General features: G+C 44.0%; 25 protein-coding genes. 14 read left to right on the forward strand and 11 right to left on the reverse strand.

The genetic code is table 11. The features are described 5' to 3' along the window. Positions 1-132: 132 nt before the first annotated feature. Positions 133-693 carry a DUF4136 domain-containing protein gene (locus tag KFE26_RS13570; protein WP_028761276.1) on the reverse strand — a complete coding sequence of 187 codons (561 nt, stop codon included), beginning with the start codon at positions 691-693 and terminating at the stop codon, positions 133-135. A gap of 179 nt (positions 694-872) precedes the next feature. Between KFE26_RS13570 and KFE26_RS13575 the strand changes: the two genes are divergently transcribed. From KFE26_RS13575 to ruvX, 4 genes are all read left to right on the forward strand, one after another. After that, the gene (locus tag KFE26_RS13575) at positions 873-1,190 is read left to right on the forward strand and encodes a hypothetical protein (RefSeq protein ID WP_105253083.1); all 318 of its coding nucleotides are present in this window, start codon (positions 873-875) and stop codon (positions 1,188-1,190) included. Positions 1,191-1,367: 177 nt separating this feature from the next. Then, entirely contained in the window at positions 1,368-1,697 is a 330-nt protein-coding gene (gene yciH, locus KFE26_RS13580) for a stress response translation initiation inhibitor YciH (RefSeq protein WP_028761277.1), read from the forward strand. 66 nt (positions 1,698-1,763) lie between these two features. Then, positions 1,764-2,327, forward strand: coding sequence for a YqgE/AlgH family protein (locus KFE26_RS13585; protein ID WP_173243658.1), 564 nt, complete (start codon positions 1,764-1,766; stop codon positions 2,325-2,327). Between the two features lie 29 nt (positions 2,328-2,356). After that, the gene (ruvX, locus tag KFE26_RS13590) at positions 2,357-2,782 is read left to right on the forward strand and encodes a Holliday junction resolvase RuvX (RefSeq protein ID WP_212600716.1); all 426 of its coding nucleotides are present in this window, start codon (positions 2,357-2,359) and stop codon (positions 2,780-2,782) included. Positions 2,783-2,868: 86 nt separating this feature from the next. Here ruvX and hemH read toward each other — a convergent pair whose 3' ends face one another. The 4 genes from hemH to KFE26_RS13610 form a co-directional block, all read right to left on the reverse strand. Next, the gene (gene hemH / locus KFE26_RS13595) at positions 2,869-3,882 is read right to left on the reverse strand and encodes a ferrochelatase (protein ID WP_212600717.1); all 1,014 of its coding nucleotides are present in this window, start codon (positions 3,880-3,882) and stop codon (positions 2,869-2,871) included. Positions 3,883-3,914: 32 nt separating this feature from the next. Continuing rightward, the gene (locus tag KFE26_RS13600) at positions 3,915-4,454 is read right to left on the reverse strand and encodes a glutathione peroxidase (protein ID WP_173243652.1); all 540 of its coding nucleotides are present in this window, start codon (positions 4,452-4,454) and stop codon (positions 3,915-3,917) included. A gap of 187 nt (positions 4,455-4,641) precedes the next feature. Further along, positions 4,642-5,754, reverse strand: coding sequence for a PilT/PilU family type 4a pilus ATPase (locus tag KFE26_RS13605; protein ID WP_028761282.1), 1,113 nt, complete (start codon positions 5,752-5,754; stop codon positions 4,642-4,644). A gap of 9 nt (positions 5,755-5,763) precedes the next feature. After that, positions 5,764-6,801, reverse strand: coding sequence for a type IV pilus twitching motility protein PilT (locus tag KFE26_RS13610; protein WP_006082517.1), 1,038 nt, complete (start codon positions 6,799-6,801; stop codon positions 5,764-5,766). 35 nt (positions 6,802-6,836) lie between these two features. On the opposite strand from KFE26_RS13610, the gene KFE26_RS13615 reads away from it, so the two are divergent. From KFE26_RS13615 to KFE26_RS13650, 8 genes are all read left to right on the forward strand, one after another. After that, on the forward strand, positions 6,837-7,535 hold the full coding sequence (locus tag KFE26_RS13615) for a YggS family pyridoxal phosphate-dependent enzyme (RefSeq protein WP_212600718.1): 699 nt from the start codon (positions 6,837-6,839) through the stop codon (positions 7,533-7,535). 216 nt (positions 7,536-7,751) lie between these two features. Further along, entirely contained in the window at positions 7,752-8,570 is an 819-nt protein-coding gene (proC, locus tag KFE26_RS13620; RefSeq protein WP_212600719.1) for a pyrroline-5-carboxylate reductase, read from the forward strand. A 46-nt stretch (positions 8,571-8,616) separates the two neighbouring features. Continuing rightward, positions 8,617-9,165 carry a YggT family protein gene (locus KFE26_RS13625; RefSeq protein WP_105251874.1) on the forward strand — a complete coding sequence of 183 codons (549 nt, stop codon included), beginning with the start codon at positions 8,617-8,619 and terminating at the stop codon, positions 9,163-9,165. Next, positions 9,165-9,470 carry a DUF167 family protein YggU gene (yggU, locus tag KFE26_RS13630; RefSeq protein ID WP_028761286.1) on the forward strand — a complete coding sequence of 102 codons (306 nt, stop codon included), beginning with the start codon at positions 9,165-9,167 and terminating at the stop codon, positions 9,468-9,470. The genes KFE26_RS13625 and yggU overlap by 1 nt, the downstream gene beginning before the upstream one ends. 135 nt (positions 9,471-9,605) lie before the next feature. Further along, positions 9,606-10,040: a DUF4426 domain-containing protein gene (locus tag KFE26_RS13635; protein WP_105251872.1), complete on the forward strand. Its 435-nt coding sequence runs from the start codon at positions 9,606-9,608 to the stop codon at positions 10,038-10,040. A 122-nt stretch (positions 10,041-10,162) separates the two neighbouring features. Then, complete coding sequence (rdgB, locus tag KFE26_RS13640; protein ID WP_028761288.1) at positions 10,163-10,780, forward strand: RdgB/HAM1 family non-canonical purine NTP pyrophosphatase; 618 nt, start codon at positions 10,163-10,165, stop codon at positions 10,778-10,780. Further along, entirely contained in the window at positions 10,780-11,946 is a 1,167-nt protein-coding gene (gene hemW / locus KFE26_RS13645) for a radical SAM family heme chaperone HemW (protein WP_028761289.1), read from the forward strand. Before rdgB ends, hemW begins: the two co-directional genes overlap by 1 nt. A 152-nt stretch (positions 11,947-12,098) precedes the next feature. Further along, a complete protein-coding gene (locus KFE26_RS13650) occupies positions 12,099-13,949 on the forward strand; it encodes a DUF885 family protein (RefSeq protein WP_212600720.1) in 1,851 nt (616 codons plus the stop codon). Between the two features lie 655 nt (positions 13,950-14,604). On the opposite strand, the gene KFE26_RS13655 is transcribed toward KFE26_RS13650, so the two are convergent. The 5 genes from KFE26_RS13655 to trmB form a co-directional block, all read right to left on the reverse strand. Beyond that, complete coding sequence (locus tag KFE26_RS13655; protein WP_006082526.1) at positions 14,605-15,546, reverse strand: LysR family transcriptional regulator; 942 nt, start codon at positions 15,544-15,546, stop codon at positions 14,605-14,607. 439 nt (positions 15,547-15,985) lie between these two features. Then, a complete protein-coding gene (locus KFE26_RS13660; RefSeq protein ID WP_212600721.1) occupies positions 15,986-16,807 on the reverse strand; it encodes a YggN family protein in 822 nt (273 codons plus the stop codon). A gap of 183 nt (positions 16,808-16,990) precedes the next feature. Further along, on the reverse strand, positions 16,991-17,905 hold the full coding sequence (gene glsB, locus KFE26_RS13665; RefSeq protein WP_113939414.1) for a glutaminase B: 915 nt from the start codon (positions 17,903-17,905) through the stop codon (positions 16,991-16,993). After that, positions 17,905-18,231: a YggL family protein gene (locus KFE26_RS13670; RefSeq protein WP_028761293.1), complete on the reverse strand. Its 327-nt coding sequence runs from the start codon at positions 18,229-18,231 to the stop codon at positions 17,905-17,907. The genes glsB and KFE26_RS13670 overlap by 1 nt, the downstream gene beginning before the upstream one ends. 48 nt (positions 18,232-18,279) lie before the next feature. Beyond that, complete coding sequence (gene trmB / locus KFE26_RS13675; RefSeq protein ID WP_105251866.1) at positions 18,280-18,996, reverse strand: tRNA (guanosine(46)-N7)-methyltransferase TrmB; 717 nt, start codon at positions 18,994-18,996, stop codon at positions 18,280-18,282. 200 nt (positions 18,997-19,196) lie between these two features. Here trmB and mutY point away from each other — a divergent pair, with 200 nt between their 5' ends. Further along, entirely contained in the window at positions 19,197-20,288 is a 1,092-nt protein-coding gene (gene mutY, locus KFE26_RS13680; RefSeq protein ID WP_113939413.1) for an A/G-specific adenine glycosylase, read from the forward strand. A gap of 2 nt (positions 20,289-20,290) precedes the next feature. Further along, entirely contained in the window at positions 20,291-20,569 is a 279-nt protein-coding gene (locus tag KFE26_RS13685; RefSeq protein WP_006082532.1) for an oxidative damage protection protein, read from the forward strand. A 446-nt stretch (positions 20,570-21,015) separates the two neighbouring features. Here KFE26_RS13685 and KFE26_RS13690 read toward each other — a convergent pair whose 3' ends face one another. Beyond that, entirely contained in the window at positions 21,016-21,777 is a 762-nt protein-coding gene (locus KFE26_RS13690) for a DNA adenine methylase (RefSeq protein WP_212600722.1), read from the reverse strand. Positions 21,778-21,889 lie beyond the last annotated feature (112 nt).

Consider the following 21,889-nt stretch of genomic DNA (forward strand, 5'->3'; position numbering starts at 1 on the left):
GTATTAATAACGTAAATCCAATCAGATGATAAATAACTGCAGATCATCTAATACCGTAGACAAAAAGCATAAAAATCAACCACAAAAAAGCGGCCCTTAGGCCGCTTAATGTTCATTCAAACTGAATCAGAACTATTTAGTGTCAGGCTTAGGTGGATAATTTGCCATTACACTGCCCACTGCTTGATTGATGATCTGTACTCTTTCTTCTGGGGTATTTTTGTCGCGAATGGTATCGGCAACAGAACCACGCCAGATCAGTTTAGTGGTTTTATTATCAACCAAATCAATAATCAGGGTACCGACTTCATATTCTCTTACTGTGGTTTGGGTCTGCATATTGCCGCCCCAACCCCATCCTGGACCATAGTATGGGTTGTAGCCAAAATTACTATTGAAGGTATCAACATTAATCTTCTTATCAACTTTGGTCAGATAATTAACAAGTACATCAGCATCTTTTGCATCAACTAATGTCATCCCCTTACTCGCTAACTGGCTATTCACCGCTTCTCTGACCCGTTGATCCATCAAGCCATCTAGATGATATCCGGCAGAATCCGTTTTCTGAGCAACCCAAGCATAGGTTTTATATTGGGTAAAATTTGCGCTAGGGTCAAAATCCCAACCAGACTTCATCGAACTACAGGCACTGAGTGCCAACACAGCTAATGCTACAAAAATATTTTTCATCTTAATTTCCTCAGATGTTCGACCCGAACAAAGACAAGTATCAGAGATATGAATTTAGCTTACAGAGCAATAGCCAAATCTACAACTCAATTGATTAAAAAGCAGCATCTCATTCAGCTTGACTTCAGCAAAGCCAAAGATGATAATGATTATCAATTAAGATTTAAAGGGGTGTTGAAATGTACTGGTTTATTAGCGCGTTTATGGTTGCATCTGCCATTTTTTTCCTTGCACCAGAAAAAATTTCTCTCGAGGCGAATAACGCAAAAATTAAACGTCATTTGCCTACCAGTTTACTGATATTACCCCTCCTAGTGCTTGGCTGGTTGGTTATTGATACCATTGCTAATGGCACTAACTATGCCACAGTCGCCGCATTTGGTTTTGTTACAACAGCCTGCTTAATTGCATTACCTAAGTTACATAAATTTATTATGCCCAGTGCATTACTCACCGCTGTGGCGCTGATAGCCATGGTATTCATGCGAATGAATTAATCCTGAGCTTTAAGCTTACTTTTCAAAAATATGCTTACTTCCCTGCAAAGAGTTAGCATTTTGTATTGGCCACTTAAGGAGAATCCTCAAGTGGTCTTTTTTTACCTCCCAGAACCTCTGCAAATTTGATAAACTGAGTCGGTATAAGTCACCTTCTAATATCAATGAATGAAACCAATGAAAGCAGATCCTAATGTATCCTTAGTGTACAGCACCGACAAAGGCCGTATAAATGCAGAGCCCGCCACTAAAGCGATTCCGGAATCCGATGGCATAGTCAGGATCCATAGAGACAGTAAAGGCCGCAAAGGTAAAGGCGTTTCGATTATCTCTGGGTTAGGTCTCGATGAAGCAGCGTTAAAAGCAATGGCACAAACCCTTAAGAAACAATGTGGTTGTGGTGGTACGGTTAAAGATTTCACTATTGAAGTCCAAACGGACAACCGCGAGCAATTAAAGCTATTACTTGAGAAACAAAACTACAAAGTTAAATTAGCTGGCGGTTAATCTCGCCCGACTTAGCAATATAGCAGCAAGCTAGATCAACTTAGCCACATCAAACGGAGTAGTTTAATGGAGAGTTTGCAGAACCATTTCTTAATTGCGATGCCCTCACTACACGGTACGTTTTTTGAACGCTCAGTCATTTATATCTGTGAACATGATGCCAAAGGCGCCATGGGGCTGGTGATCAATAAACCGCTCGGTATCGAAGTTAATTCGCTATTAGAACAAATGGATTTGCCGGCAGAGCAAGTCTCCGCGGATTTAGTGCTCAATGCCAATGTCATGATGGGCGGCCCCGTCTCCCAAGATCGCGGCTTTGTGCTGCATACCTCTCAGCCCTATTGGGCCAATAGCACAGATCTGGGTTGTGGTTTAATGCTAACCACTTCACGTGATGTGTTAACCGCGATTGGAAGCAACAGATCGCCCGAGAAGTTCCTCGTCGCCTTAGGTTATGCAGGGTGGAGTAAAGATCAGCTCGAACAAGAGCTTGCCGATAATTCTTGGCTCACAATTCCAGCAACGAATGCGCTCTTGTTTGACATTAAACACGAAGACCGTTGGCCACAGGCCAGTCGTGCTCTCGGATTTGATGCTTGGCAAGTTTCAGCTCAAGCGGGTCACGCTTAAGCCTATTTATTAATATAAGTCCGCATACTATGAATTCGAAAACCGTATTAGGCTTTGATTTTGGCACTAAGAGCATTGGTGTGGCTATAGGCCAAGAGATCACAGCCAGCGCCACACCATTATTATCACTCAAGGCCGTCGATGGTATCCCAAATTGGGATCAGATAGGCGAATTAATCAAAGAGTGGCAACCAGACTTAGTCGTCGTTGGCCTCCCCTTGAACATGGATGGCACAGAGCAAGATATGACCCACAGGGCGCGTAAATTTGCGAACCGCATCAATGCTAAGTTCAAAGTCAAAATAGCCACTCAAGATGAGCGATTAACTACCACTGATGCTAAGGCCAGATTATTCGAATTGGGCGGGTTTAAGGCACTGACCAAAGGTCAAGTCGATGCGGTGTCTGCCGTCCTTATCATCGAAAGCTACTTCGAAAATAACTTCAGCAAGTAATGCCACAATAAATAAAACTACAAAAAAAGAAAAGGATAAGTTGCCTTATCCTTTTAGTTTGATGTTTAACCCGATAAATTACCGGATCAAAAATGTGGCTTCACTAAGTTGGCCATCATAGTAATGTGTGCATCATCATCGTTTAGTGCAGCGATGTAACGGAACTTCTCACCACCCGCCTCGGCAAAGAGATGACCATTCTCACCAACAATTTCTTCCAGCGTTTCTAAACAATCAGCGCTAAAAGCTGGGCAGACGATAGCAATATCACGCACGCCTTGTTGCGGCAACGCTTTCAAAGTCGCATCGGTATAAGGTTGTAGCCATTTGGCTTTACCGAAACGCGATTGGAAAGTCATGACAAACTCATCTTTACCTAACCCAAGCTTTTCGGTGACAAGTCGAGTTGTTTTCATGCAGAAGCAGTAATACGGATCACCTAAATGCAAATTACGTTCAGGCATTCCATGGTATGACAACACCAATTTTTGCGGTTTACCATGGGCTTCAAAATCAGCCGTGATCGAATTGGCTAAAGCATTAATAAAGTCAGCATTGTCATGATAAGTATTAATAAAATGCAGTGCTGGAATATAGCGCCACTTGGACAACTCAGCCGCAATCGCATCAAAAGCAGAACCCGTAGTTGGCGCCGCATATTGGGGATACAGAGGTAACACCACGATTTTATCAATGCCATTTTGATGCATAGTTTGCAATGTACTGGCGACCGATGGACTGCCATAACGCATGGCTAAATGCACAGAAACATCATGGTTATCAGAGTTAAGCTTATCCGCTAACTTTGCCGTTTGACGCAAACTAATGTCCATTAACGGTGAACCTGCCGCAGTCCATACCTTTTGGTATAATGCTGCCGATTTTGCTGGCCGTACCCGCAAAATAATCCCGTGTAAAATCAACATCCACACTAGCTTAGGAATTTCGACGACTCGGGGATCCGCTAAAAACTCTGCAAGATAACGTCTAACAGCAGATGCTGTGGGTTCATCTGGAGTACCTAAATTCAACAACAACACGCCTACTTTGCCGCGCTGCCCGTGTCCAACTTCTTTGGATAAGCCTGAAAATTTAGCCAAAACAGCCTCTTAATTAATAAATATTCGTAAGATTAAAGTACAGATTCTATCGCTTGCTTAAGCTCTTCACTATCTGGCTTCACTTTAGAATTGAACTGTTGCACAACCGCACCATCACCGCTGACGACATACTTATAAAAATTCCACTTAGGCGCACCGGTTTTTTCGGCTAAGTATTTGAAGACACTATTAGCGTCACTACCACGTACTGGCGATGTCGACAGCATAGTAAAGGTGACACCGTAATTGATGTAACACACCTTAGCCGTATCTTTCTCATCATTTTCTTCTTGGAAAAAATCATCCGATGGGAAACCAATGACCACTAAGCCTTTATCTTTGTAGTTTTCATGCAATTTTTCGAGCGCTTTAAACTGCGGGGTGTAACCACAGTTACTGGCCGTGTTAACAATCAACACTGGTTTTCCCTGAGTCAATTCACACAGATTAACTGTCTCTTCAGAATGTAATTTTCGTACTTCAAGGTTCAGATACTCGGGACAAGTGGCCGCCATAGCGCCAACACTCATCAAGCTCGCTGTCATAGCGAATATCATGGGTAATTTTTTCATTGCTTTCTCCTTTACCAGTACATTACGCAAACGCACAAGGTAAAGATCATATTGAATTAAAAAATAAAAGCTATGGTTAACGACTGCATAGCGATGAAGTAAAACCGATTGAGCTGAACGAAAATCTAACTACACCAACAAAAAGCAGCCCATAAAGAGCTGCCTAACCCAGAACCTGACTATCGCGTTAGTCCATGTCTAAGGTGACACCTTCCATAAAACCTGAGCCCGTGGATTCTTTATTCTGCAATTTAATCATCAAACGTAAATCGTTTGGTGAATCAGCATGGTGCAGCGCATCGGCGTAACTAATCTCGCCATCGACATAAAGTTTCAGCAAGGCCTGATCGAACGTCTGCATGCCCTGCTCGTTGGATTTTGCCATGGTTTCTTTGAGTAAATGCAGCTCGTTCTTCGCAATTAAACTCGCCACCCTTGGGGTGTTAATCAATACTTCAATCGCGGCGCGACGCCCTGTGCCATCGACTTTAGGGATCAATTGTTGCGCCACAATACCGCGTAAATTCAATGATAAATCGAACAATAACTGTTGGTGTTTACTCTCAGGCACGAGATGCATAATCCGGTCTAACGCTTGGTTGGCGTTGTTGGCATGCAAGGTTGCCATACAAAGGTGACCCGTTTCAGCAAATGACAGCGCAAACTCCATCGTCTCTTGGGTACGAATTTCACCAATCAAGATCACATCGGGAGCTTGGCGAAGGGAGCTTTTTAGCGCCGCATCAAAAGACTCAGTATCTATACCCACTTCACGCTGAGTGATTATGCTTTTTCTGTGGTCGTGAACGAATTCAACCGGATCTTCAATAGTCAAAATATGCCCACGGGCATGACCATTGCGATAACCCACCAAGGCCGCCAAAGACGTTGACTTACCCGTTCCCGTTCCGCCTACCATAATGATGAGACCACGTTTACTCATCACCAGATCTTTTAGAATAGGCGGCAATTTTAAATCATCGACATCAGGGATTTTAGTCTCAATACGGCGCATCACGCAGCCAGGCGATTCACGCTGCCAAAAAGCGCTCACCCGAAAACGACCTAAATCCTTTGCCGCAAAAGCGAAGTTACACTCACGAGTGGAATGAAACTCTTGCTTCTGAGCCTCTGTCATTAACGACTCAACAAAATCCAGTGATTGTGCTGGTGTAAACGCACTTTCTGCCAAGGGACGCAATTCACCGTCAATCTTGGCACTCGGCGGAAAACCCGCTGTGATGAACAAGTCGGAGGCTTTGCGTTCCACTATCACTTTTAAAAACGGACGAACATCCATCATAAATCCTTAAAATGTCGCTTGTTTATTCGAACTTTTCGCCATTGCATCTTCACGAGTGATAAGACCGCGATTGACTAAGTTTTGTAAACATTGCTCTAAGGTCTGCATTCCATGGGCCATACCTGTTTGAATTGCCGAATACATTTGCGCCACTTTGTCTTCACGAATTAAATTGCGGATAGCGGGCGTGCCCATCATGATTTCATGGGCGGCGACACGGCCTCCGCCTACCTTTTTAATCAGGGTTTGCGAAATAACCGCTTGCAGCGATTCCGACAACATAGTGCGCACCATGTCTTTTTCACCGGCGGGGAATACGTCGACCACACGGTCAATAGTTTTCGCGGCAGAGGTCGTATGCAAGGTACCAAACACTAAGTGGCCTGTTTCAGCGGCAGTCATAGCCAAACGAATGGTCTCAAGGTCACGCATCTCACCGACTAAAATCACGTCTGGGTCTTCACGCAGTGCACTTCTAAGCGCCGCATTAAAGCTGTGGGTATGGCGGTGAACTTCACGTTGGTTAATCAAACATTGCTTATTTTGGTGAACGAATTCGATAGGATCTTCAATGGTTAAGATATGATCATGTCGATTTTCATTCACGTAATCCACCATGGCGGCAAGTGTGGTACTCTTACCGGACCCCGTAGGTCCAGTCACTAGCACCAATCCGCGAGGGAAACTGGCAATTTTTTTAAAAATTTCCGGCGCACCTAATTGCTCAAGTGACAAAATGTCACTTGGAATGGTACGAAACACAGCCGCTGCACCACGGGATTGATTGAATGCGTTAACACGAAAGCGTGCAAGATTAGGGACTTCAAACGAGAAATCGATTTCTAAATGTTCTTCGTAGTCCTTACGCTGCTTATCATTCATTATGTCGTACACTAAACTGTGTACACCTTGATGATCGAGCGCGGGCAGGTTAATTTTTCTCACTTCACCGTCAACACGGATCATAGGAGATATCCCTGCAGAAAGGTGTAGATCCGAGGCTTTGTGTTTTACACTAAATGCCAATAACTCAGTGATTTCCATCGTTTGGGATATCCTTGCAACTAGATAATTACATCATGACAACAATAGCAGACAGACTCGCAATCGCACAGCGCAGGATCACACAAGCAGCGCAAAAATGTGCCCGCCACCCCAGCAGTATTCGCTTACTTGCCGTCAGCAAGACTAAACCTATTGAAGACATTATAGCAGCCTACCAAGCGGGTCAGCGTTGCTTTGGCGAAAACTACGTCCAAGAAGGCGCTGAAAAAATTACTGCACTCAAGGGGGATTTCCCGGACATAGAATGGCATTTTATCGGCCCACTCCAATCCAATAAAACCAGCATAGTCGCCCAGCATTTCGATTGGATGCATACCCTCTCACGCGACAAAATTGCCCTGCGACTCAATGAGCAACGTCCGGCCGAATTGACGCCATTAAACGTCTGTATTCAAATTAATATCAGTGCTGAAGACACAAAATCTGGCATAGATGCGGCTCAAATGCTGCCACTGGCCGAACTGATAGCTCAGCTACCTAACTTAGCACTGAGGGGCCTAATGGCAATTCCAACGGCTACCGCGGATACAGAGTTACAGCTTAAAGAGTTTTCCATGTTAAACAATCTATTTCAAGAACTTAAAACGCATTATCCCGCTGTAGACACGCTTTCAATGGGGATGAGTAATGACCTAGATACAGCGATTAGCAGCGGTTCAACTATGGTGCGTATTGGCAGTGCCATTTTTGGTGAGCGCAATTACGCTGTGTAAAATCCACTTTAGGCATTTAGTTAGAAGTCAGTTTAACCTTGTTTTTAGCTCTTTATGCCCAAATACTGTATTTAAGAACACCGAACATTAACGATTTAAGAGCAATTTGCGAGAGTCGATAATCAGGCTCAGTCATTCAAATGACTAACCGTTTTATCATCTTAATTTAAGGTGAAGATGTTACAAGTCAACGGTTAACACACTGAAGAGAATCAAATGGATCAACAGAAAATCTGCTTTATCGGTGCCGGCAATATGACGCGCAGCATCATCAGTGGCTTAGTCAATAGCGGCTATCCAGCTCAACTCATCCAAGCGACTAATCCCAGCCAAGGTAAACTCGATGCACTAAAAGCCGATTTTGGGATTTTGGTTTCTCAAGATAATTTAGCCGCGGCGCAAGCTGCCGATGTCATAGTACTTTCGGTAAAACCACAATTGATGCAACAAGTTTGTGAAGCATTACAGACAGTCGAGCTGTCGAATAAGTTAGTCATCACTATCGCTGCGGGCATTAAAGCAAAGCGATATACCGACTATCTGGCACAAGACATCAAGCTTATCCGCGCCATGCCAAATACGCCGATGCAAATTAGTGTGGGTATGACTGGCCTCTATGCGCCTCAAAGCATTACTCCCGAGCAGAAAGCCATTTGCGATCGTTTGATGTCAAGCGGCGGCGAAATAGTGTGGGTAAATGAAGAGTCAGATTTAGATCAAGTGATTGCACTATCGGGCAGTTCACCGGCTTATTTCTTTTTGCTAATGGAGTCTATGATAGATGCAGGCAAAGAAATGGGAATGGATGAAACAAAAGCCAGAAGTTTAGTGCAGCAAGCTGCGCTTGGCGCTGCTATGATGGCAAAGCAAAACCCACAACTGACCTTAGGTAATTTAAGGGAGAATGTTACTTCAAAGGGCGGCACCACCGCACAAGCGCTGGCGACATTTGAAGCTGCGGATATGCGCGGCTTAGTAAAAAAAGCCATGGAAAACTGTATTAATCGTGCAGAAGAAATGGCTAAAACATTTTGATCCACTAACACGTTTTTATATCGAACTTTAATAGGTAGAAATCTCGATGAATGCATTTACCTTTTTAATCACCACTCTATTCGATCTCTATTTGATGGTGGTGATTTTGCGGATTTGGTTACAACTGGCAAGGGCTGATTTTTACAATCCTTTTAGCCAATTTATTGTTAAAGCAACTCACCCGCTCATCGCACCAATGCGCCGTATTTTGCCTTCCTTAGGGCGATTTGATACCGCATCTTTCGTCCTCGCATTATTGGTTGTGATAGCCAAGCTGCTACTAATTAGCCTCATTGCGGGCGGTGGCATAGACATACTGTTATTTTTGCTGTTTGCCGTTGTATCTGTGGTCAAAAAAGCAGGGGTACTGCTATTTTGGATGCTATTAATACGCGCAATCTTAAGCTGGTTTAACCAAGGCTATAATCCAATTGTAATGATCATGGGTCAGTTAACTGAACCCGTATTAGCACCAATACGTCGTATCATACCGCCAATTGGTGGTTTAGATTTATCCGTAATGCTGGTCATTATTGGTATGAATTTCCTCAATATGTTACTTGCTCAATATATCCCTTATTGGGCTGTGATCTAATGAGTGCAGTGACTTTGCAGCAAGGTGACTTGCTGCTTAATCTCTACATTCAGCCTAAGGCTAGCCGAGATCAAATTGTAGGATTGCACGGTGATGAGCTAAAAGTAGCCATCACTGCGCCGCCTATTGATGGCAAAGCGAATGCCCATTTAAGCAAGTACTTAGCAAAAGCTTTTAAAGTGCCAAAGAGCGACATTCACATAATAAAAGGTGAACTTGGCCGACATAAACAAATCCGCATTATTGACCCTAAGATCATCCCAAGTGTCATTACTGAACTGATGGGGCAAGATAGTGAAAAGTAATTCAGTTGAAAGATCAATTAGTTAAAGAATCGTACAACTGAAAACGAATTAATCCTTTGAATGCTATTAATTTATTGAAAAAAATAGTCACAGCGGCCCTATAATCCAACATTCCCTAATATGAGGTATCCCATCATGTTCCGTAATCTTCTCGCTGTATTAGCCCTCACGGCCAGCCTTTGCGGTGTTGCAAATGCCGAGCAAAAAGAAACTGTCGGCAATTTTGATATTCATTACATGGCACTTGGCAGTACATTTTTAACGCCTAGCATAGCCAAATCCTATGGCATTAAGCGCAGTAACTACACTGGCATCATCAATATTGCCGTATTAGATATTAGCGAAGCGAATAAGCCCGCAGTACCCGTTGAAATTACTGGAGTTGCTAATAATTTGTTAGATGCGCGAATCAATCTAACGTTTAAAGAGATCCGCGAAGGTGATGCGATTTATTACATTGCCGAAGTGCCCTACCGCGATGATCAGGAAATCAACTTCAATATCGCAATTAAATATGGCAATCAACTGAACACGAACTTACAGTTCAAGCAAAAATTCTACGTTGAATAAACCTATTTTATACCTTTGTTGGCGTTGCTTTCCTGTAGCGCCAACCCCTTTCCCTGTCCTTTACTATTGAGCTTGGGTATCATAGTGCCAACGCACGTCGTCCCATTTATGATAGGTATTCCATGCAACAAATCGTCCTCGCCAGCGGTAATAAAGGCAAACTCGCCGAATTCGATCAAATGCTCGCAAGCTACCGTGTCACTGTACTGCCGCAGAGCCAGTTTAATGTCAGCGAAGTAGCAGAAACGGGTACCACTTTTGTAGAGAATGCCATTATCAAAGCAAGGCATGCCGCCGAAATCACCGGACTTGCGGCCATTGCCGATGATTCGGGTTTAGAAGTGGATTTACTCCAAGGCGCTCCAGGCATTTATTCAGCACGTTACGCAGGCGAAAATGCCAAAGATCAAGACAACGTATTGAAACTACTTGAGACGTTAAAAGACCAGCCAGCACCTCGCGGGGCAAGATTCCAATGCGTACTGGTATATATGCGCCATGCGAAAGACCCTACCCCGATTATTTGCCAAGCCTCATGGGAAGGCCAAATCGACTTTAGCCAACGCGGCGCCAATGGCCATGGTTACGATCCGATTTTTATCCCTGAAAATTATCAATGTAGCGCGGCAGAGCTGAGCAGCAACGAGAAAAATGCCTTAAGTCATCGTGGTAAAGCTCTAGTGCAACTCATCGCCGCCATGCAAGCCCAAGGCGTATTAACAGGCGGGAATGCACAATAATGTCGTCAACTGCCGTGACTACTGCAATGAAGCTCGAACTGCCACCACTCAGTCTGTATATCCATATTCCCTGGTGCGTACAAAAGTGTCCCTATTGTGACTTTAATTCCCATGGCCAAAATGGCGAACTGCCACAAGAGGCTTATGTTGATGCGCTATTGGAAGACTTACGCCAAGATTTACATCTCGTCCAAGGGCGGCAAATTCATACCATTTTTATCGGTGGCGGCACGCCATCATTATTCGATGCTAAACAAATCAAACGCATACTCGATGGTGCCAATGCGCTAATTCCCTTTAGTGACAATATCGAAATCACTATGGAAGCCAATCCTGGCACTTTAGAACACGATGACTTTAGTGCCTATCGTGCAGCGGGCGTCACTCGTTTATCTATCGGGGTGCAGAGCTTTTCTAAGGATAAACTCAACTTACTTGGACGTATTCACGATCAAAACGAGGCACAAGTCGCCGCTCAAAAAGCCAGCCAAGCGAGATACTTGAGTTTTAACCTCGATTTAATGCATGGATTACCCAACCAAAGTTTTGCTGAAGCTATGGCCGATATCGACACGGCAGCGGCGCTTAACCCGCCACACCTATCTTGGTACCAGTTAACGATTGAGCCCAACACCCTATTCCACTCAAAACCGCCGCAGCTGCCCGATGACGAAGCGCTCTGGCATATCTATGAGCAAGGTCAACAAAAGCTGGCCGCATTAGGGTATGAGCAATACGAAATATCTGCCTACGCAAAACCTGGTTACCAATGTAGGCACAATCTCAACTACTGGCAGTTTGGTGATTATCTAGGCATAGGCTGTGGCGCACACGGCAAAGTGACGCTGCCAAAAGAAAACCGCATCATACGCACGGTAAAAATTAAACATCCCAAGGGATATCTGAGTGCCCACAACTACACCTTCGAATCGATTGAAGTTGCAGAGGAAGACCGCGCGCTCGAATATTTAATGAATCGCCTGCGTCTGATGACACCTATTCCTAAGCAAGAATTTGAACTGCGCACCGGACAACACAGAGACACATTGACCGAAGGAATGGAAAAAGCCAAACAACGCGGTTTACTCACAGAATCCGCTGAACATTGGCAATTAACCAGTAAAGGTCATATGTTTGTTAATGATTTACTGACACAATTCTGCTAAGCCTGCCGTTAAAATAGCTCTATAAATAATGTGTTAGCTTTCAATAGTGCAGTTTAATACTATTACTGCTAACACATTTTCTAACACTAATATCCATACATTCTTGTTCCGCTTCTTTAGTATTGATGCAAATCAATCTAGGAAGCCTGATCATGCCAATAAAAACTAAAATCAGCTTAGTCGCACTGACCCTTTCAGCTCTGCTGACCATTCCCGCATATGCAGCATCAACTTCGCCAGCCTTAAACAGTGCAAGCGAACCTGTGAATGCAGTAGCGCAAACCGAGTCAGAAAAAGCCAATGCTCTGTTCGAAACCATCTTCATGGAAAACATTATGGCGAGTCCCATTTCGCAGACCTATATGGGGATCAAGCAAGACTATGATAAATGGGATGAACTGGGTGATGCCGCCGATGATAAAACCTTAGATCGCACAAAAAAACAACTGGCGCAAGTCAATCAGATTGATGCGGCCAAACTCGATCCACAAACAAACCTTAGCCTCACGTTACTGAAGCAAAATCTGCAAAATGACATCGAAGATGACCAATGGCGCTATCATAATTATCCTGTGAATCAGATGTATGGCGGCCACTCTATGATCGCCTCCTTCTTAATTAACCAACATCAAATCACAGATGTCAGCGATGCTAAGGCCTATATCAGCCGCTTGAATGGCATGCCCAAACGCTTAAGTCAATTACAGACAGTATTAGACGTTCGCGCAGATAAAGGCATTATCGCGCCTAAGTTTGTATTCGCTTATGTGATTTCAGACAGCCAAAACATTATCAAAGGTGCGCCTTTTGATAAGGGCGACGATAGCGCGCTACTCGCAGATTTTCGCCGTAAAGTGAACGCATTAGCGATTCAAGAGACAGAGAAGCAAGCACTGCTTCAACAAGCTGAACAAGCACTAGTGACTCAAGTCGAGCCCGCCTATAACAAACTCATCAGTTACGTAAAAACCTTAGCAGCTAAAGCTGATGACCGCGATGGTGCTTGGAAACTCCCTAACGGCTCCGCCTATTACAATAATGCCTTGGCACGAACGACCACGACAAACATGAGCGCCGATCAAATCCATGACTTAGGACTTTCTGAGGTGGAACGTATTCACAATGAAATGCGTGCCATCATGAAGAAGGTCAATTTTAAAGGCGATTTGCAGCAATTCTTTAGCTTTATGCGTGATGATCCCCAGTTCTACTACCCCAATACCGCCGAAGGCAAAGCCGCCTATTTAGCTGAGGCGACTAAGTTCATCGACAATATGAAGTCGCGCTTGGATGAAGTGTTCAAAGTAAAACCTAAGGCCGCCATGGTAGTGAAGCAGGTTGAAGCCTTTAGGGAAAAATCTGCTGGTAAAGCCTTCTATGAACAACCGGCACCGAATGGTTCGCGTCCCGGTAGCTACTATGCAAACCTATATGACATGAAAGCCATGCCAAAATACCAAATGGAGGCGCTGGCCTACCACGAAGGTATTCCGGGTCATCATATGCAGATCGCCATTTCCCAAGAACTGCAAAATATTCCTAAGTTCCGTAAGTTTGGTGGCTATACCGCGTATATTGAGGGCTGGGGTTTATATAGCGAATTTTTCCCAAAAGAAATGGGACTCTACGCCGATCCATATTCTGACTTTGGTCGCCTAGCAATGGAGCTATGGCGTGCCTGTCGCTTAGTCGTTGATACTGGTATCCACGCTAAAAAGTGGACCCGCGAGCAAGGCATAACCTATTACGTGGATAATACGCCAAATGCTAAATCAGATGCGGTGAAAATGGTTGAACGCCATATCGTTATGCCATCACAAGCGACAGCCTATAAAGTGGGCATGATTAAGCTGCAGGAACTCAGACATAAAGCAGAGCAACAGCTTGGCAGTCAATTTGATATCCGCGACTTCCATACGCTAGTACTTGCTAACGGCGCATTGCCACTGGATGTGTTAGAACAACAAGTCGCTCTCTGGATAGCCAGTAAGAAGAAGGCCTAATGCCTTAATGCTTAGCCGTGAAGCACTGTTAACTTGCTTCACGACTAAAGCGACATAAGTGAAAGTCTTAAGCTGCGCCCAATAAAAAAGCCACTCGAAAGTGGCTTTTTTATTGGTACCATTATCCCGTTAGATAACAGAACCCTTCTCACTGTGGGTCACTATATTTGTTGCATTAATATATGCTTTAGCACTCGCCTTCACATCATTTAACACACAGTTGCGACTTTAGGGTACAGGGAGACAAAACTTGTGCTCAAGGCTGCAAACCATCAATAAAAAATTACCTCAGCGATAAGGCTGAGGTAAACCAAAAACTAGGATGATGGTTTAAAGAGCCAACATTGTTTTAGTTCTCAAACTTCTGTTGGCTGTGATCCAAAACTGCATTAACGCCGACCTGTATACAAAAATTGAAAGGGGTCATTTCCAATAAACGTATAGGACTCAGATCATTCCGAATCAACTGTTACCATTGTATTCAATTAAGAACAGAGTTCAAGGATGTTATAAAAAAGTGCTTTAGTAACCCCTAAAAAACCATCAACAAATGTACTCATTAACTCAACCTAAAGCATTGATTTTAAATGACCAGAAAAGTACCTGCCCAATTTAAAACCACATAAGACTGCTTTTGAGAACAATGTTTCCTATTTTACTGACGTTTACTGAATAATTCGACATAGGGAGCATCCCAATACGGTGGCGTTCCTATGTGATCTTTGATGAATTCGATAAAAGAACTAACCTTAGGTGCTAAGTGCTTACGACGGGGATAAACCGCCTGCAATGGCAGATGGTGGGTCAATTGCCAATCCTTCAGTAAAGGCACTAATGTCCCTTTGGCAATTTCATCTTCCATCAGATAACTCGCAAGATACACAACGCCAAGACCACTGATTGCAGCAGATTTTAATGCAGGCGCATTATCCACCCTGAAATTACCCGATACGCCAATTTCACAGTAGTCATCACCCTTCTTAAATTGCCACATGCTGTGCTCGTGCCACTCGCCTTGATAGACCAAACAGTTGTGGTCAACTAGCTGCTCAGGTCGAGTTGGCTCGCCATGTTGAGCAATATAGCCAGGCGAAGCAACTAACAGGAATTGGCACTTCATCAGAGGTCTAGCAACCATGCCAAGCGGTAATTGCTCAGACATAGTTAACAGTAAGTCTAAGCCTTCGCTCACGACATCCACTTTATGGTCCAGTAAGCTCACTTGTAGCTCAAGCTCAGGGTGTTTTGCCATAAAAGATGGCAACGCAGGAATGATATGCATCACCCCAAAGGATTGGGAAATTCCCACCTTAAGCACGCCGCGGGTCGCATCATTTAAGTTATGCACGCTGGCTATCGCTTGTTCAGCGTCACGTAGCAATTCTTCACCTTGCAGATACAGCAAATGCCCTGCTTCAGTCAGACTTAAGCTGCGGGTGGTACGTTGAATTAATTGAACACCAAGTCTATGTTCAAGATCGGCGACTTGTGTACTGACCTTAGACTTAGAGATCCCAAGCCTTCTTGCGGCGGCACTAAAACTACCTGCTCTGGCCACATGAGTAAAAATCGCAATAGGTTCTAACAGTTCTAACATGGAAGTCGCCTTAAGCTGTTTACGACAATGATATTAACTTTCGGTGAGCAGCTATGGTTAGCGTAATCATCGCTTAAAAATAACCATAGCATTGATATCTCGCATTAAAATGATATAACGCAGAGATTTAGACCGAAAAAGTCCACTAAAGTAGGGGGTTATATCTGACTGATATGCCAGCTTTTAATTATATTTTAAGAGTATACCAAATATTCGTCTCTAGACTGTAACATTCCGAACTAAATCGCTGCAAGCCTAGCCTATAAGCCACATCAACTTAGCCATAAAGGTTGTCACCACGATTAAACAGTAGCCAATAAAAAAGCCCCTAGTCGATTAATTGACTAGGGGCGTAGCATTCAAGTTTGACTCATGCACAAGGAGATAGAAGTTATTGCAGTTAAAACTAAGGGCTATTCGCAAGAGATATTTACAAGAACTATTCACGCAGTTCCTTGGTTGAGTTTTGTGTCAACACATAAGGTGCTAGTTCTGGCACTTCTTGGCGCAATTGATTTTCAAGCACTAACAAATTTTCAAATCGGTCGCACAAACGGTCAGCCTTAGTTTCTAATCCCTTAGATTGGCTCTCAATTTGTTGCTCAATATCTTTGCCTAAATTGTCCATTTTTTTGGAGAAGGTATCCATCTTGGCTTCAAAATTTTCACCGCCACCAGACATGATTTGGCCACCTAAGTTCATCATAATTGCGCCAATTGAATTCTGGACAATTTGTTCCATTTCCTGCTCGAATTCATCGTTAAATGTACTTTGCATCGAGTCTTCAGTCGCCCCTAAATAGAAGCTATCACCATTCTTATAAGCCACTGAATCAACCCGTTTTTGAACGCCAGCCATCATTTCATCAAATTTTGCACCAGCGGCATCACCCATTAAAGGTGTTAAGGCCATACCAACCGCTTTGGAAGCAAAAGATACTGCCTCATTCACCAGTTCAATCACTTCTGGCACTTGAGTCGAAACTTCATCGGCATATTGAGTAACCAATTTTTTCTGCTTGTCGGTTAAGTTAACTTGCTTACCTTCCACAAATAACTTGTCAACTTCGATACGATACTTTTCTGTGCCCTTCTCGCTCATGACTAATTTTTTAGGCTCAACCATAACGTCATAATTTAAGGCGACTTCACAGCGTTCATCTATTTTTGGCTCTGTTTGTGCTTGCGCCAGCTGTACGCTAGATGTTCCTAAAATCACGCCAGATAATGCAAATCCAGTTAATAACTTATTTAATTTCATTTTTGTTCGTCCTTTAATCTGAATAATTCGATAAACCTAAACTACTGAATAGCTTATAGCAGGAGATGTGCCAACTTTATAACAATATGATTATGTTGGATTTTGAAATTTAGCACTAAAAGGTCATTAGCGAAATTCGCTAACATTTAGTCTGATAGTGCTAATAAAAAACGAGAGATAAGACTAGAAAATAGAACGACCGAGACGCTGACTGAGATGCTCAAGCATCGCAGTGCCCGCAAGTGAGTTGCCATTATTATCGAGTTCTGGCGACCATACACAAATCGACAGTTCTCCAGGGATCACGGCAATAATACCGCCGCCGACGCCACTTTTACCTGGCATACCAACACGATAAGCAAACTCACCAGCACCATCATATAAGCCCGAGGTTGCCAACAGAGCGTTAAGTTGCCGAGTTTGCACTTGAGAAATAAGCTCAGTCCCTGTGATACTTTTGCCGCGATTAGCCAAATACAACATGGCCTTAGACAAGTCAGCACAATTCATCTTCAAGGCGCAATAATGAAAATAGGTGCGCAGCACTGTATCAACATCGCCTTGAAAATTACCAAACGACTTCATCAAATAAGCGATAGCCGCATTGCGCGCACTATGCTGATATTCTGAATCTGCCACTTGTTTATCGAAACACACTTTATCGTTTTGGCTTAGTTGCCTGACTAACTCAAGCATTCTGTGTTTAGGAGCACCTAAACGACTCTGCAATAAGTCAGCAATCACTAACGCGCCAGCATTGATAAAGGGATTACGCGGCTTGCCACGTTCTAACTCGACTTGTACTAAAGAGTTGAATGAATGGCCCGAAGGTTCTTTGCCAACACGGCTCCAGATTTCGGCTTCTTCATATAAAGTTAACGCTAAGGTTAAGCTGAAAACTTTGGAGATACTTTGAATCGAAAACGGCTCAAGGTAATCGCCCGCACCTAAAGTTTCACCGTCAACAGTCGTGACGGCAATGCCTAATTTGCCAGCATCAACGCTGGCCAGTGCGGGGATATAATTTGCAACCTTTCCTTGGCCGAGCAAGGGTCGAACTTTCTCGACCACTTCCTCAAGTAATGCCAACTCGGGCATTAACCCCACCAAATGTCGTACAGTTCGCTAACTTCAACCTGAGATACTTTTTGGGTCGCCCAGAATGCCTTAACTGCAGCAATATCTTCTTCGGTACATTTACCAATCGTTTGGGTGGCGATAATGCCTTCCCATTCGATGTGGCCGCCGCCATGGAAACCTAATTTACGGGTTTCGATCACTTCATCGATGAATTTATCTACAGTTGCATCGATATCGGCTTCAGATACTGATGCATCAAAAGTCCAAGCCATATCGAAACCTAACTCTTGGAATTCATCAACGCGCATTTTCTTACGTAAACGACGGCTACGATTAGTTGCCATAGTGATTTTCCCTTTTGTGTTTAAAATTAGCTAAAATTGAGTTCGTGATTAAGCGATACGCTCAAACATCAGATCCCATACACCGTGACCCAGTCTATGGCCGCGGGCTTCAAACTTTGTCAATGGACGATGATCAGGACGCGGCACCACACTGCCGTCGGCCGACTGGTTTTGATAACCCGGTGCGGCTTGCATCACCTCTAACATATGCTCGCTGTACTCTTCCCAGTCAGTTGCCATATGGAAAACACCGCCAATTTTTAGCTTGCGACGAATAAGTTCGGCAAATTCAGCTTGTACGATGCGGCGTTTATGGTGACGTTTTTTATGCCAAGGATCTGGGAAGAACAATTGCACTCGGGCTAATGAACCGTCAGCAATCGCATGTTCTAATACTTCCATGGCATCGTGATGATACACACGTAAATTAGTCACACCAGCAATGGCGGCATCACTAAGGCAAGAGCCTACACCCGGTTTATGTACTTCAATACCAATGAAATTTTGCTCTGGTGCATCTTTAGCCATTTGTACTAAAGAGGCGCCCATGCCAAAGCCAATTTCCAGCACAGTATCAGCTTCACGACCAAAAACGTCGCTTAGTACCAATGGCACTGGGCTGTAATCTAAACCCATTGTTGGCCACTGGCTTTCAATAGCGTGTGCTTGGCCTTTGGTTAGGCGACCTTCTCTCAGGACAAAGCTTCTGATCTTGCGCAGATACTTGCCTTCTTCATTAAATTCAGCGGTAGTGACTTCGCTCATTTTTGCCTCGTCTAGTGGACAACACCATCATAAAAGAAGGGCATTATCCAAAGTTCAACATACAGTGCAAGCACTAATGGGGCGAAAGTATACCAAGATTATTTAAGAGTGCGAATTTAGCAGCGATTTTTAGCTTTAGATCCCTTGCCAACTTATCTTTGACGCTTGTCTAAGAAGATAACTGCCGCTACACTGCGCCGATGAAATCTACAGCCTCCTTCGCTACACGTATCGTCTCTTGGTACGACAATCACGGTCGTAAAACCCTCCCTTGGCAGCAAGATAAAACCCCATATCGCGTATGGGTTTCTGAAATTATGCTGCAACAAACTCAGGTTGCGACTGTTATTCCCTATTATCTTAAATTTATGGCGCGTTTCCCCGATGTGTTAGCACTTGCTAACGCGCCAGACGATGAGGTATTACATCATTGGACCGGTCTTGGCTATTACGCTAGGGCGCGTAATCTGCATAAAGCAGCCAAAATAATCCGCGATGATTATCAGGGATTATTTCCAACACATTTTGAACAAGTGCTCGCCCTACCTGGCATCGGCCGCTCGACGGCAGGCGCAGTATTGTCATTGTCACTTGGGCAACATCACCCCATTCTCGATGGCAACGTAAAACGTGTATTAGCAAGACATGGGGCAATCGCAGGTTGGCCAGGGCAAAAGACGGTTGAAGAGCAACTTTGGCAACTGACGGATGCCTTCACACCGCAGCAAGATATTCAGAAATATAATCAAGCTATGATGGATATCGGCGCCAGTATTTGCACTCGTAGCAAACCTAACTGTGCCGCTTGCCCTGTAGCGATTGATTGCAAAGCTCAACTGATTGGCAGACAAACCGATTTCCCTGGCAAAAAACCTAAAAAAACCATACCAACCAAAGCGGCGTGGATGTTAGTGATGATGCAAGACAACCAAGTCTTTTTAGCTAAACGTCCGCCAGCGGGAATTTGGGGCGGACTCTGGTGTTTCCCTGAATTCGCTACCCAAGCCACCCTTGAAACTCATCTTGAAGAGCAAGGGTTTGATGCGCAGCAACTCGAATGGTTAACTGGCTTTAGGCACACATTTAGCCACTTTCATTTAGATATTCAGCCCATGATGCTTAATCTAGATAAAGCCCTCGGCAATAAAGAGAGCGTGGGCGCTGTCATGGAACAAAACCAGTCTCTCTGGTATAACATAAGTCATCCTTCCAAAGTGGGACTCGCCGCCGCCACCGAGCGCGTGCTAGCCAATTTGGGATCACTCGTTCAATCCGCAGTCAGTAAGGAATAATCATGGCGCGTACAGTCAATTGCGTATATTTAAATAAAGAAGCCGACGGCCTAGACTTTCAACTGTATCCAGGTGATTTAGGTAAGCGCATTTTTGATAACATCAGCAAAGAAGCTTGGGGCCTATGGCAAAAAAAGCAAACCATGCTGATCAACGAGAAAAAACTCAACATGATGAATGTTGATGATCGTAAATTTCTTGAAGAACAAATGACCTCTTTCCTATTTGAAGGTAAAGAAGTAGAAATTGAAGGTTTTGTACCAGAAAAAGACCAAGATTAATTCTGGTCGTTAGTCGTGTAGCGCGCCGACCAAAGTGAGAAATGGTATCGCCTATATGAGAAAAAGCAAAGGCCCTCACTAAGAGGGCCTTTCGTTTAGTCATCCTTAGACTGAATGTGGTTACAGTATGCACATCGCTTAGTCTTAAAATATACCGCTCTTTCGTCATAGGAGATTAAGCCACCATGGATCTCACATCTATAATCTTCTAATAACGCCTTGGTATTCCAATCGTCTTCATTCTGAAGTTGCCTTGCTTTCTCTCTTCCCATAACTTACTCCTTAACATTTCTTAATACCCAAGCATCAGAGTAAGGAATAGTCACCAGAGTGCAAGCAACCAATTTTTAGCCAGTTTTTTATAGTGATGTAGCCAAAAAAACTGGAGGTTTAACAGGAGTCTAAAAAGCTGAACTGGCCACATTGAGTGGCCATTATCATTTACTTTACCAATTCCAGATGAGTAGCTCTTGCTGCTCTCCTGAACGGCCTGAGCCTCCTACCGTGTAACGTATTCCCAGCGTCTTCATTTGTAGCCCAGCGAATGCCTCGCGCATCTCTGGTATGTCATTCACACTGATCACCATCTTGCCTTTGATTGTCTTCGCAAGCTCGGCCATCAAGGCATATTGTTCTAGTCCAAACTCTACACCATAGCCTGCCGTACTCCAGTAAGGCGGGTCTAAATAGAACAAGGTTTCTGGCTTATCGTATCGTCTTACGCACTCAGCCCAGTCCAACCGCTCGATATAGGTTCTTGCCAAGCGTAGGTGAGCAACGCTGAGATCTTCCTCAATCCTTAACAAGTTCAAACCAGCGGGGCGAGACGCTGAACACCCAAAATTCTGACCTGATACTTTCCCGCCAAACGCCAGCTTTTGAAGATAGTAGAAGCGACTCGCTCGCTGAATATCGGTTAGTGTTTCAGGGTTAGTATTCTTCTGCCATAAAAACTCTTCACGGCTAATTAAAGCCCATTTAAAGTGCCTTATAAACTCCTCTAAATGATGTTTAATGACTCGATAAAGATTCACCAAGTCGCCATTCATATCATTAACGACTTCCACCCGCGCTTCGTCTTTGCTGAAGAACATTGCAGCACCGCCGCAGAAGGGTTCTACATAGGTATGGTGTTCAGGGAATATCGGTAAAATCTGCTTAACTAATCTACGCTTACCGCCCATCCAAGGGATAATCGGTTTTGGCATGTGAGCCTCCTTTTTTAGGATTTTTTATGCTAGGCTCGGTTCGCCGTGTCGACGCGGTGAGGGAGCCTTGGTTGGCTCACAGGGTGTTATCCTGTGTGTTGACGGTCTAGCA

Source organism: Shewanella sp. M16, from assembly GCF_018224605.1.
Classification (GTDB): domain Bacteria; phylum Pseudomonadota; class Gammaproteobacteria; order Enterobacterales; family Shewanellaceae; genus Shewanella; species Shewanella oncorhynchi.

Excerpts from the sequence above, each read along its gene's own strand:
- KFE26_RS13570 (WP_028761276.1), bottom strand. The coding sequence starts at position 693 with ATGAAAAATATTTTTGTAGCATTAGCTGTGTTGGCACTCAGTGCCTGT.
- KFE26_RS13575 (WP_105253083.1), top strand. The coding sequence starts at position 873 with ATGTACTGGTTTATTAGCGCGTTTATGGTTGCATCTGCCATTTTTTTC.
- yciH (WP_028761277.1), top strand. The coding sequence starts at position 1,368 with ATGAAAGCAGATCCTAATGTATCCTTAGTGTACAGCACCGACAAAGGC.
- KFE26_RS13585 (WP_173243658.1), top strand. The coding sequence starts at position 1,764 with ATGGAGAGTTTGCAGAACCATTTCTTAATTGCGATGCCCTCACTACAC.
- ruvX (WP_212600716.1), top strand. The coding sequence starts at position 2,357 with ATGAATTCGAAAACCGTATTAGGCTTTGATTTTGGCACTAAGAGCATT.
- KFE26_RS13600 (WP_173243652.1), bottom strand. The coding sequence starts at position 4,454 with ATGAAAAAATTACCCATGATATTCGCTATGACAGCGAGCTTGATGAGT.
- KFE26_RS13605 (WP_028761282.1), bottom strand. The coding sequence starts at position 5,754 with ATGGATGTTCGTCCGTTTTTAAAAGTGATAGTGGAACGCAAAGCCTCC.
- KFE26_RS13610 (WP_006082517.1), bottom strand. The coding sequence starts at position 6,801 with ATGGAAATCACTGAGTTATTGGCATTTAGTGTAAAACACAAAGCCTCG.
- KFE26_RS13615 (WP_212600718.1), top strand. The coding sequence starts at position 6,837 with ATGACAACAATAGCAGACAGACTCGCAATCGCACAGCGCAGGATCACA.
- proC (WP_212600719.1), top strand. The coding sequence starts at position 7,752 with ATGGATCAACAGAAAATCTGCTTTATCGGTGCCGGCAATATGACGCGC.
- KFE26_RS13625 (WP_105251874.1), top strand. The coding sequence starts at position 8,617 with ATGAATGCATTTACCTTTTTAATCACCACTCTATTCGATCTCTATTTG.
- yggU (WP_028761286.1), top strand. The coding sequence starts at position 9,165 with ATGAGTGCAGTGACTTTGCAGCAAGGTGACTTGCTGCTTAATCTCTAC.
- KFE26_RS13635 (WP_105251872.1), top strand. The coding sequence starts at position 9,606 with ATGTTCCGTAATCTTCTCGCTGTATTAGCCCTCACGGCCAGCCTTTGC.
- rdgB (WP_028761288.1), top strand. The coding sequence starts at position 10,163 with ATGCAACAAATCGTCCTCGCCAGCGGTAATAAAGGCAAACTCGCCGAA.
- hemW (WP_028761289.1), top strand. The coding sequence starts at position 10,780 with ATGTCGTCAACTGCCGTGACTACTGCAATGAAGCTCGAACTGCCACCA.
- KFE26_RS13650 (WP_212600720.1), top strand. The coding sequence starts at position 12,099 with ATGCCAATAAAAACTAAAATCAGCTTAGTCGCACTGACCCTTTCAGCT.
- KFE26_RS13655 (WP_006082526.1), bottom strand. The coding sequence starts at position 15,546 with ATGTTAGAACTGTTAGAACCTATTGCGATTTTTACTCATGTGGCCAGA.
- KFE26_RS13660 (WP_212600721.1), bottom strand. The coding sequence starts at position 16,807 with ATGAAATTAAATAAGTTATTAACTGGATTTGCATTATCTGGCGTGATT.
- glsB (WP_113939414.1), bottom strand. The coding sequence starts at position 17,905 with ATGCCCGAGTTGGCATTACTTGAGGAAGTGGTCGAGAAAGTTCGACCC.
- KFE26_RS13670 (WP_028761293.1), bottom strand. The coding sequence starts at position 18,231 with ATGGCAACTAATCGTAGCCGTCGTTTACGTAAGAAAATGCGCGTTGAT.
- trmB (WP_105251866.1), bottom strand. The coding sequence starts at position 18,996 with ATGAGCGAAGTCACTACCGCTGAATTTAATGAAGAAGGCAAGTATCTG.
- mutY (WP_113939413.1), top strand. The coding sequence starts at position 19,197 with ATGAAATCTACAGCCTCCTTCGCTACACGTATCGTCTCTTGGTACGAC.
- KFE26_RS13685 (WP_006082532.1), top strand. The coding sequence starts at position 20,291 with ATGGCGCGTACAGTCAATTGCGTATATTTAAATAAAGAAGCCGACGGC.
- KFE26_RS13690 (WP_212600722.1), bottom strand. The coding sequence starts at position 21,777 with ATGCCAAAACCGATTATCCCTTGGATGGGCGGTAAGCGTAGATTAGTT.